Annotated in this window: 11 protein-coding genes; 7 read left to right on the top strand and 4 right to left on the bottom strand. The window is 61.8% G+C overall.

The window, feature by feature from the left end:
* From F627_RS0114425 to F627_RS15890, 4 genes are all read left to right on the top strand, one after another.
* On the top strand, positions 1-687 hold a 687-nt coding region (locus F627_RS0114425; protein ID WP_026332130.1), incomplete at its 5' end, for a hypothetical protein.
* A 298-nt stretch (positions 688-985) separates the two neighbouring features.
* On the top strand, positions 986-1,873 hold the full coding sequence (locus tag F627_RS0114420; RefSeq protein ID WP_019584455.1) for a tyrosine-type recombinase/integrase: 888 nt from the start codon (positions 986-988) through the stop codon (positions 1,871-1,873).
* A gap of 81 nt (positions 1,874-1,954) precedes the next feature.
* Entirely contained in the window at positions 1,955-2,245 is a 291-nt protein-coding gene (locus tag F627_RS15895) for a hypothetical protein (RefSeq protein ID WP_019584454.1), read from the top strand.
* Positions 2,245-2,733, top strand: a complete 489-nt coding sequence (locus F627_RS15890; protein WP_081630773.1) for an endonuclease domain-containing protein — start codon at positions 2,245-2,247, stop codon at positions 2,731-2,733. Before F627_RS15895 ends, F627_RS15890 begins: the two co-directional genes overlap by 1 nt.
* Here F627_RS15890 and F627_RS0114405 read toward each other — a convergent pair.
* From F627_RS0114405 to F627_RS0114390, 4 genes are all read right to left on the bottom strand, one after another.
* Complete coding sequence (locus tag F627_RS0114405) at positions 2,700-3,242, bottom strand: YgjV family protein (protein ID WP_019584452.1); 543 nt, start codon at positions 3,240-3,242, stop codon at positions 2,700-2,702. The two genes, F627_RS15890 and F627_RS0114405, sit on opposite strands and share 34 nt — an antisense overlap.
* 152 nt (positions 3,243-3,394) lie before the next feature.
* On the bottom strand, positions 3,395-4,819 hold the full coding sequence (locus tag F627_RS0114400; RefSeq protein WP_026332128.1) for a hypothetical protein: 1,425 nt from the start codon (positions 4,817-4,819) through the stop codon (positions 3,395-3,397).
* 161 nt (positions 4,820-4,980) lie between these two features.
* Positions 4,981-5,535, bottom strand: coding sequence for a carbon storage regulator (locus tag F627_RS17245; protein ID WP_231370167.1), 555 nt, complete (start codon positions 5,533-5,535; stop codon positions 4,981-4,983).
* Between the two features lie 119 nt (positions 5,536-5,654).
* Entirely contained in the window at positions 5,655-6,470 is an 816-nt protein-coding gene (locus F627_RS0114390; protein ID WP_019584448.1) for a hypothetical protein, read from the bottom strand.
* A gap of 435 nt (positions 6,471-6,905) precedes the next feature.
* Here F627_RS0114390 and F627_RS0114385 point away from each other — a divergent pair, with 435 nt between their 5' ends.
* The 3 genes from F627_RS0114385 (at position 6,906) to F627_RS0114375 (ending at position 9,989) form a co-directional block, all read left to right on the top strand.
* Positions 6,906-7,727, top strand: a complete 822-nt coding sequence (locus tag F627_RS0114385) for an EAL domain-containing protein (protein ID WP_019584447.1) — start codon at positions 6,906-6,908, stop codon at positions 7,725-7,727.
* A 183-nt stretch (positions 7,728-7,910) separates the two neighbouring features.
* Positions 7,911-8,174 carry a hypothetical protein gene (locus F627_RS0114380; protein WP_155987144.1) on the top strand — a complete coding sequence of 88 codons (264 nt, stop codon included), beginning with the start codon at positions 7,911-7,913 and terminating at the stop codon, positions 8,172-8,174.
* Positions 8,175-9,989, top strand: a complete 1,815-nt coding sequence (locus tag F627_RS0114375) for an ATP-dependent helicase (protein WP_019584445.1) — start codon at positions 8,175-8,177, stop codon at positions 9,987-9,989. It abuts the gene before it with no gap.
* Positions 9,990-10,064: the final 75 nt, after the last annotated feature.

The following is a 10,064-nucleotide window of genomic DNA, read 5'->3' as shown; positions in this document are numbered from 1 at the left end:
AAGGCTATTGCGGAGGGTAATGCGATGAAGATGAAAGCGAAATCGGTGCTGTCCAGCGTGATTGCTCTGGGATTGGCGTTCGGAGCGGTCAGCGCGCAAGCCGACGACCGCCATGGTTTTGATGCCGAAGGTGCAATGGCCAAGCATGGGATCGAGCGCGGTATCTCGGGTTCCGAAAACGATTCCATGGCCGAGTATCTGGAAAACTTGCGCTCGTCGTCGAGCGAGCGCAGGGATGCACTGTCAGGTGCAGCGAACGCAGCGATCGAGAATAGGAGCGGTCAGGCATTCGACTCGTCAGGCAATGAAATAACCTCGGATACCGCCGCTTGGTGGGGGCAGATGGAGGATGGCTGCGAGAGCGACGGCGGGGTCTGGAATGCCAATACCCAGACCTGTCTCAATCCCCAGCTCTCGTGCGCGCAGATGGGGTTCCGGTGGCGCAACGGGACTTGTGAAATTGAAGGTGAGAACCTCGCTGCGAGCGTTCAGGATGCGATCGTGGCGCCGTCGGGTGGGAGTATCGTTAGGACGGGGGTTTCCTATGATACCTGGGGATTTTCTTGTCCCAGTGGTTCGAGGGTCTGGGTGGTAGACGAAAGGGCCACCTTCAATGGGCACCGCACAAGTTATGCCTGCGTACAGAATGTCAATCACAGCGACCCTTGGGGTTGGTTTGGAAACTAAGTGCATTCGATCAAACTCGGTCCGGATATAGGTTCGGTTAATGTAGATTTGCGAAAGTAATCGTACTACAATCGGGAGAAGACCGGTTTTAGCTGGGAATCGTGAGTGAACTCACGTTTTCACAGGGCCAGCTAACGACCGGAATTCAAGATGGAACAAAAAACCGATTGGGTGCGTCATAATGAACCAAGACGATCAACGATCGCCTGACAACCTCGCAGTCGCAGCAGGTCGTTGTAGTGAAGTAGGCGTGGACTCCTCCGCTCAGGATCCACGCCTTTTTTCGTTCGGGCCTCACGTGGCCTATATCAAGTCTCTCGGAACACCGAGTTCTCGCAGCACAGCGCGCAAGGCGTTGAATGCGATCGCGCGCGCACTCGGCCGCGCGAGCCCGAACGATATCCAGTGGGAATCGGTGACCCGGTCCGATGCTCAGGATGTGCTTCACGCCCTACAGGACAAAGGCCTCGCGCCGGCGACCCAGCAGCTCTACATGGCCGTGTTTCGTGGCGTGATGCACGAGGCCTGGCAAATGGAACTGATTTCCGGCGACACCCTGGAGCGGATCAAAACGGTGAAGCCAGCCAAGGCAACTCGCCTACCATCGGGTCGCGCGCTTCCCGTAGAGGAAGTGGATCACCTTCTCGCGCAGGTATCACGGGACCGTCGACCGAAAGGCATCCGCGACGTTGCCATCATCCAGATCCTCTATTCGTCCGGGCTTCGGCGCTCGGAATTGGTGGGGATCGACCTCGAGCACGTCATTCCAGAGGAGAACGCGATCCGGGTCACGGGGAAAGGCGACCGCGAGCGCCTATCGTACCTCGATGATGAGGCTTGGGATGCGCTGAATGAATGGATCGACCAAGTGCGCGGCGAAGACCCGGGCCCCCTATTCCTGCCGATCAACAAAGGCGGCAAGATTCAATGGCGCCGGATGAGCGATCAATCGATCGCCTCGTTGCTGGGTGCGCGCGCGCTTGAGGCGGGAATTCAGAAGACCGGACCGCACGATATGCGGCGATCTTTCATCACCCAACTGCTCGATAATGGCGTGGATGTGTTCACCGTCAAGGAAGCAGCCGGCCACGCCTCCGTCACGACGACCCAGATCTATGACCGCCGCTCCGAGGAAGGCAAGCGCGCCGCGGTGGCGGGGTTACGGGGGCGTAACCGGAAAACCTAGTGTCCAGCGGCAGAACGATTCAAGGAGGAATCCAGGATGTCACGATTCAGACCACCCCTTCCCTCTTCCTCGAGGGGCGACGTGCCCTATGGCGTCGTCAACGACTTCACCCAGGACACCACTCCGGGCGCGGGCGATTTGCTCGCCCCGCCGGCGGGGTTTTCCGGAAATGAGGACGAATACTTCGCGGTGATGCGCGAACGGTTTTTCGGAAATCCGGGCACCCGTACGCGCCTGCTGGATGTCGCAAAAGCCTACGCTCGACCGACGCACCGCAGCCCCCAAATCAAGATTGATGGACCTTATCGGGAGGCGGCCGAGGAAACGCTGAGGCGGCTTGTCGTCTGGTCGTCCGATTCGGGGCGCATGTGATGGCCCGCAATCTGCGAATTTCTCCCGAGGAAGCGGTACGTCGTGGTTGGATCCAGCCGTCCGAAGCCGCCGTTACGCCCCACCCGGATCTTGTGCAAACCGGTTCGCGAGGTGGTACGAAGACATCGGCGCCTCGTAACCGTGTGGGTGAGACGATCGACCCTCAACGAATCCTGGCGGCGGCGCTCATCGAGGCGTTGGGACCGGAGGGCGTCAAAGAAGAAGTCACCGGCGTGGTGCCTGGGCGCAAGTACCGCGCGGACATTCTGCTCCCGGCATCGAAGGTGGTGATCGAGTTCGATGGCTTTCAGTACCACCGGTCGAAATCCGCGTTCCAGAAAGACCGCGAGCGGCAAAACCTCCTAGTGCTGGAGGGGTATCGGGTGCTTCGCTACTTCAACAAGCAGGTGAAAGACGACCTCGAGGCGCTCGTGCAGGAAGTGCTCGCGGTGCATCAGCGGTTTTCGACGACCTCGCATTCCGGGTGAGAGCGCGGGCCCCCTGCACTGGCTCGGTCCCGCAGCATCGCGCACGCATTGGCCCCAGCCATGAGCAGCTCGTTCAGCATGGCGGTGACACTCACAAGCAACGCGGCGTTCAAAAAGAACAGCGCGTGACCGGCCAGAAAAAAGGACCGAACGGCCCACGTCGAGCGGAGAAGTCCGCCCAGTACAAACAGCGTGGAGCCGAGACAGACCACCCAGGCATTGAGGGTCGGCTGATATAGGGTGAGTGCGAGAAAGGCGGCAATCGTCAGTCCCGCCCAATACCGATTCGGCGCTCGACTGACGAGGAGGTTGTAGAGCGCCGCGACCAACAAGAGCGCACTGACCTCAAGAGCCCCGAGTAAAGCGAAGTGCCCCGCCCAGAGGGTCAGTGCCACCGCGACCCCGCGCAGCAGCGTAATCCGCCAGCGGGCCCAATACAGAATGGAGAACTGAGTGGCGCTGGCAGTGACCCCGGACAGGATGGCTGCCAGCGCCAGGAGATCCGGCATGGCTATTGGACGCCGCCGAGGCGCCGGGCGCTGGCGGCGAGATTCCGTGCGCGACGAACGATCCCGGTGACCCGCCGGCGTACCCAGGGTTCAATCGCCACCCCGACGGTAAAGAACGTGGAGGCGATGATGGCCGTGATGCCGCACATAAGTCAGTACCGGTCCATGGCCTGAAGCTGCGCTTCAACGGCCTGGAGCTGGCGGCGGACTTCGGCGGCCTCGGACGATCCGCTCCCACGACCCTCACCCGAGGGGGTCGCACGGGAGCGGTTTTGGCCGCCATGCGAACCGCCACGGGTAAGGGAGCGGTCCTGATCCGGGTAAACCGGGTGCGGGCTATGGACGGTCTGGGCCAGGTCTTCGGAGTGCGTAAGAGGTTGCGGCGACACATTGAGAATCATGTCGGTTGCCTCGATGCCGTCAATGCGGCGGTGGCGCTCCTCGTCGACCGGCTCGGGCTGCGCAGTTTTGATCAGCGAGCCCCAGCTCCCATGCGCGATCTTGTAGGGGTCCGGGATTTCGATCACGGTGCCGATCATCAGGTTGTTCGGATCCCCACCCTGGAAGGCGTGCGGATTCTCGCGCACGATCGCGGCGGCCGCGTCGTAGATGTTGTGCTTGGAAAGGTCGAAGTGCATCCGTGCAATATCCAGCACGGTGTCGCCCCGTTCGATCGGTCCGTAGGTCATCACCTCGTAGGGATCGGGCGCTTCCTGGTGAGGGTCATGGTAGGCGCCGCGGTGATCCGATACGTCACGATCCACGCGCCCGGTCGGCACCATATCGACGACGGTGTCGACCATGCTCACTGATTGGACGGCATTCTCCGCCAGCAGGGAGACCGAGATCGGATCGCACTCGAGCGCATCACCGACCCTGGAGCACTCCATGTAGATGGAGCCGTCATCGGAAGCGAGATCCGGACCGGTATCCACCGGTGCCGGTTCGATGGGGAGCGGAGCGATTGCGGGGAGGTCGTTGCCGGCATCCGGGGTCACCTCGGCGGTCGGGGCGGTTTCGGGTTCCGGTTCGGGTTCCGCGGTTGGCGGCGTTGCTTGCTCGCGCTCCGGCATCAGACCGAGTTCGGCGGCGGGAACGTAGTCCTTGTCGCCGGGTCGCGGAAGACCGTGTTCAGCGAGAATGGCCGCTTCCCGGGCTTCATAGTCGAGCGTAGGTTCGCCCGCCGCGGTCGCGCCTTCGGGGGAGTCTCCCACGGGATCCGGAAGTGGGGCCGAAAAGGGTTGCGGTGTCAGCGTGAAGTCGCAGGAGGCGGGGTCACCCTGGCAGTCCTCACCGCCGAAAGCGGATACAGGGGCACCGGCGCCGGCGGTCGCGAACATCAAGGCGGCGGGTCCTTTGCGGTCCCCACCCGACTGCGCAATTTCGAAGGACCAATCCTTTTGCGATGCCCCGATGCCGGCCAGAAAGGCAACCGCGAGAGCGGCCATGAGCGTGGTCGGTCGGGTTTTTACTTCGCGCGGGACTATGGGTTCCGGCACATCTTTTTGCGCCGCCGGCCACTGGGGCGCAGTCGGGCCCGGAAGAAGAATGACAGAGGGACGATTTTGCGTATGCATAGGGCATCAGTCCTTTGATGTGGAACGTGTTCCGAGGAGTCCATCCTCGTCTAATCGCTAGTGTACCGATTTTTGTGTCGGAGAGTTATCCACAGTTTCTGTGGAAAACCCTGTGAATGAATCGCTGGAAGACCCGCCCGGACGGCTGGGTCAATCAGTGGTTACTTATTACCCAGAGCATCACCGGGCTCGATGGGGTCGCCCTCTTCTTCGAGCGCATCAATCCAGGCCCGCTCCACCAGCTCGGCGCGCAGGATCTGGACATCCCGTTCGGCTTCAATACCGATTCGCACCTGGGGCCCTTTGATACGGGCGATGGAGATCACAACCATGCGCTGCGCGGCGTAGATGTAGAGCTTCTCGCCTTCCCGGCGTCCCAGCGAGAGCGTCGAGTGCCCGATTGGGTTCGGAGCGCCCTCCTTGGGCGCGCGAGGGGCCGGAGGGTTCATCGGGTCGGTGCCGGCCCGCTCCACCAGCTCGGCGCGCACAATCTGGACGGCGCGGTCGGCGGTAATGGAAAGCCGAACCTGGGAGCCCATGATCACCGAGACTTCGACGAGGATCTCTTCTTGATCCACGGTCAGGTGGAGGCGTTCGCCTTGGCGGCGCCCGAGCACGAGTTGGCTGCGATCTTGCGAGCGTTGATGGGGTGTGGTCATAGGCGGCGCCTTTTGTGGGCGAGATGAAACGGCCAGTGATTCAAAACGTGCGTCCATGCAGGAATCCTTGTGGTAAATGATCGCGTCCATGCGGCATTTATTTTAGACGAATTGACGGTTCGGGTCGCGCAAAAGCGACCTCGAACGAGGCCCCATTCGTAGGTCGGCCGTGGATTCTAGTGTCCGACCCCAAGGCCCTCCAGGGTATGGATGGGTGTGTGGGCGATGATCGGGGTATCCGCGATCCGTCGATCCCGGCGGCCCTTGCGCGGCTTGGGCGGACCGGGATCGGTGTTGTGTCGGGGCGGGCTGCCGCCGGCGGGCATGGGGAAGAAGATGGGTGAATGGGCCTGCACCATGCGCCGGGCGCCGTCGTCGAAGCGGAGGTTGGCGCGCAGGTGGGCCTCCCCGGCTGGGTAGACGCGGTACAGCGGGGTCGCGGACGGGAGCGTGGACAATCGGTGCTGCGCGGCCTCCAGATCCTCCTCCTTACGAAAGGTTTCGATCAGGATCGACTCGGCTTGGGCGCGGGTCAGGCGCTCGATGGGTCGATGTGCCCGCGCCAGCGTGAATTGGATCGCGGTCACCGGGCGTTCGGCGAGCAGGAGATAGCGGTACGTCTGGCGCAAGCTGAGGCGCGGACTGATCCATTCGCGGAGCAGTTCCTGGGCATGGGCCCGTGAGCCGTGACCGCCGTGCTCGTCGCGCATCGCCATGACGGTTTCGGCGACGGCGTCCTTCGCACCATTCATCTGCTGAATGAGTGTGAGCGTTTCGGGGCTGACCCCGACCAGCCCCATGGTGCGCCGGGTCAGGGTTGTTTCCCCGAAATCCAGGGTGGTCGCGAGCACAGTCAGTTCATGAGCGCTCGAGGCGGAATCCCCCCACCAGTATCGGCTCGAAGCCTCCTCCGGGATGACGGCGCGCAGCCGATCACGCACCCGAACCAGGTGGTCCGCAGCCTCTTTCAACTGCCGATCGAGCGTATCCATGCCCACCTCCTGTGGGTCGTACCCGCCCCTGACGGATCCAGAAAACCCCTTCCAACACCTTCATTTTATACCATAGTTCACAGGATCACCACCGACCCTCTCCACACCCCGGCCCTGGGTGGCGACCCTGACCTCGCCTTGGTCCTCCTTTTCCTTGAACTATGCCTTTCCTTGGGCCCGACTCGAGTCTCGGGGGGCCCTTCGTTGCCCCTTTTGGTGAGGGATATGGAGGGGAATTCTGAAAGGGAGGATCAAGAGAAAAGGAGAAAAGGGCGAGTCGGCGTGGGGAGTGACCAGGGGGTGCAGGGAGGGGCGACCCCGCCCAGAGGAACTATGGTATAAAAACAGGCGGGCATTTGATCGCTTCATGGGGTCTCGGTAAGATGCGCCCCATCCTCGATCAAGGCTGATCGGATATCAAAGAAAGGATCTCGAATGACGCTGAACCCGCCTCACTCGATGCCGGCTGTCGAGCTGGATCTCCCGGGGCATCACCTGGTCTTTCAACCCATCATGGCGGCACCCTTTGTTGAAGGCGGGCCGGTGATCTACTGGGAAGTGCTGTCCCGATACCGAACGCCCGAAGGCGACCTCAAAACCCCAGTGGAATGGCTGAACCATCCGGTGATGGCCATGCTTCTCGATCGCACCGTGCTGGAAAAAGCGATCCCCTGGTTGCAGACCCCCTGCCCCGTCGACCCCGAACAAGGTCCGACGATCGGCATCAACGCCAACGCCCTGTCCTTGTTGGATCCGGAATACCGCCGTCGCCTGCTTGGGTTTCTCGAGCGCGGCGTGGATCCACAACGACTGGTCATCGAATTGACCGAGACCTTCATCATGGAGGCCTCCACCATCGACCCCCTTCTGTCCGCCCTGAATGAACTCCAGGCCGCTGGCGTCACGATCGCGCTGGATGACTTCGGCACCGGCGGCGCGGGGGTCGGGATGTTCTCCCTGTTCCCGTTCGACTACATCAAGGTGTCGCCCTGGATGAACGCCGATTCCGAACGCGGCGCCGCCCTGCTCGAGGCCCTGATGGCCGCCAGCCAAAAAAGCGACGAGAAACAGCCCTTCAAGATCATCCTGGAAGGCGTTGAGGATATCGCGCACTACAACCGGATCCGCACGCTGGGAGCGCATGGGGCGCAGGGCTTTTTTGTGGGGCGCCCGAATCCGAAGCTGAAAGTGCCCCGGGGTCTGCGGCGCGCGTCTGAACAGGAGCCGTCCTGCGCACGCGCACAGGGGGGGCGATGATCCCTGCCGACGAATACATCGAGATCAAACGCCGACGCCATCAGCGACGATTAACGCGCCTGGCCGATCAACGCCCGGACCTACTGGATGCCCTCATTCAACGGTGGGTCCGTCAAGCACAGAAGGATTCCAGCCGGGCGCCAGGAAGGCGCCCACCGATGACGCAAAAGGAAAGTCGAAAACATGGATGAATTCGAGCACCGAGAACCCATTCGACGCGCCTCACGCAAAGGCCAGCTACTGAGTGTCTCAATGCTGTTGACGGCCAGCGCTTTAGGCGTAGGCGGGATCCTGGCGGTCCAACCCTTCCTCCTTTATAGCGGCATGGCGCTTGGTGGGGTGGCGCTGATGCTGGTCACCGCACGGGAAATCCTGACGGAACGGTGTGCGCAGCTCGATTCGCTCCTGGAGCGGCTGAATAACGATCCCACAGGCACCCGCTCCTAAATGGCTGGGGTCCAGCTCGACGACTATCAGCGCCAGGCTGTGGAGTCTGAAGGCCACTGCCTGGTCTCCGCCTGCCCGGGCTCCGGCAAGACCCGGGTCCTGATCGCCCGCGCCAAACGCCTCCTGGAGGCCAGCCCTGACAACCGGGTGCTGGCCGTGACATTTACGAGTGATGCCGCCGCCGAGATGACGCAGCGAATGACCCGCGAGGGTCTTGCGCCATCCGCCCTTTCTCGGTTCAAGGCCGGGACGTTCCATAGCCTTGCGCTGGGGCAGCTCAAGAAAGCCGGTATCGTCCGCCCCAACCAGATCCTCACGGGGGGCGAATGGATCACCTTGGTCAAGAGCACAATCAGCGAGGCCATCCAGGAGGGCGTCGACCCGGAAGCCACGGGCTACGAGGACGTCACGCTGGCGATTCAGGAAATCCAGGCGCGGGAAAAGGAACCGCCGAAAACCGGCCCCGAGGATCCCGCCAGCTTCATCTATCACCTCTTTCAGCAGTACAAGCGAAAGAGCAAGAAGATCGACTTCGCAGACATCATCCGCGACAGTATTACGCGCATGGAGGCCGGCGAGGTGGCACCCATTCCCGGTACCCACCTGCTGGCGGATGAATCGCAGGATATGGACGCCCTTCAATATCGCTGGATCAAGATTCACGGCCAGCTCGGGAACGAGGGCGCGGGGATGCATATCACCCTCGTCGGTGATGATGACCAGTCGATTTACGGTTGGCGGCATGCGCAGGGGTACCCCGGGATGATGCGCTTCAAGACCGATCACGATGCGGCCCACGTGGTCCTGCCGGTCAACTACCGCTGTGCGCCAAACATCCTCAAGCACGCGAAGGATCTGATCGAGCGCAACAACCCCGATCGGGTCGACAAGCCAATCCGGGCCCACCAGTCCATTGACGGCAAAATCGGCTACGAATACGCCGGATCCGCTGAAGTGGAGTTCGAGGCCATCATGGAGCGCTGGCACCAGCTCGAGGAGGATGAAACGATCGCCTATATCGCGCGGAGCAATCGCGCGCTCAACGACATCGAGCCCTACTTCATCAACAAGAAGATCCCCTACTACCGATCCGGCGGCGGGAGTTTTCTGGATGCGCCGGACGTCGCAGCCGCCCACCGGCTGGTCAGCGCGCTGGTTGCCGGATCCCCCAAAGAAGCTATCACCCACTTGCGCCAGGCCCTCATCTGGGGCGGGGTCCCCCATCGGGTCATCCAATCCTGTATCACCGAGCATGGTGAGGATCTCCAGGGATTGCTCCACGCCCTCTACCATCTGGGCCTCAAAGGCACCGGCGCCGAGCGCAAGGAAACGGCCTTCGCCCGTGATGTGGCGACCCATTACCAGGCATGGACGCGGCAGCTTCATCGCAATCGACCCGAGATCCCGCTGGGGTCCATCGGGCTAATGATGGAAAACTATCTGCCTACACAGAAAAAGCGCTTCGCCGCGGCCAAGGCGCGAATCAACGGGTTTCTCGAATGCCTCATCCGCGACGAAAACGAGAAACTCAGCCGGCGACTCAAAAGCCTCGAGACCAAACTCAAGACCAAGCAGGATGCGGGTGCCCGAGTCACCCTGCTGACCGCCCATGCGAGCAAGGGGCAGGAGTTCGACTATGTATGGATCACCCGCGCGCAGGCAGAGGAATTTCCCTCGGACCGGTCGACCGACTTCCAGGAAGAGCGGCGGTTGATGTACGTGGCCATGACTCGGGCGAAGAAACACCTGACACTGACGTTGCAGCCGGACGTGAGTCCCAGCTTGTTCCTGACCGAGTCAGGGGTGATGACCTGACCGGACCAAACCTGAAAAAGGTCGGCAAAAAAAAGCCCCAGCTCGGTTACCCGGCTGGGGCTTTTTCGATCGGTT

The organism is Thioalkalivibrio sp. ALE16 (assembly GCF_000381305.1).
In the GTDB taxonomy this organism is placed as follows: Bacteria; Pseudomonadota; Gammaproteobacteria; order Ectothiorhodospirales; family Ectothiorhodospiraceae; genus Thioalkalivibrio.
Note: the sequence above shows the minus strand (reverse complement) of the source record. Positions and strands in the feature narration are given on the sequence as shown.

Coding starts and splice junctions, on each gene's coding strand:
- F627_RS0114375 (WP_019584445.1), top strand. CDS start 8,175: ATGGCTGGGGTCCAGCTCGACGACTATCAGCGCCAGGCTGTGGAGTCT.
- F627_RS15890 (WP_081630773.1), top strand. CDS start 2,245: ATGGCCCGCAATCTGCGAATTTCTCCCGAGGAAGCGGTACGTCGTGGT.
- F627_RS0114385 (WP_019584447.1), top strand. CDS start 6,906: ATGACGCTGAACCCGCCTCACTCGATGCCGGCTGTCGAGCTGGATCTC.
- F627_RS0114400 (WP_026332128.1), bottom strand. CDS start 4,819: ATGCATACGCAAAATCGTCCCTCTGTCATTCTTCTTCCGGGCCCGACT.
- F627_RS17245 (WP_231370167.1), bottom strand. CDS start 5,535: ATGGACGCACGTTTTGAATCACTGGCCGTTTCATCTCGCCCACAAAAG.
- F627_RS0114380 (WP_155987144.1), top strand. CDS start 7,911: ATGGATGAATTCGAGCACCGAGAACCCATTCGACGCGCCTCACGCAAA.
- F627_RS0114390 (WP_019584448.1), bottom strand. CDS start 6,470: ATGGATACGCTCGATCGGCAGTTGAAAGAGGCTGCGGACCACCTGGTT.
- F627_RS0114405 (WP_019584452.1), bottom strand. CDS start 3,242: ATGCCGGATCTCCTGGCGCTGGCAGCCATCCTGTCCGGGGTCACTGCC.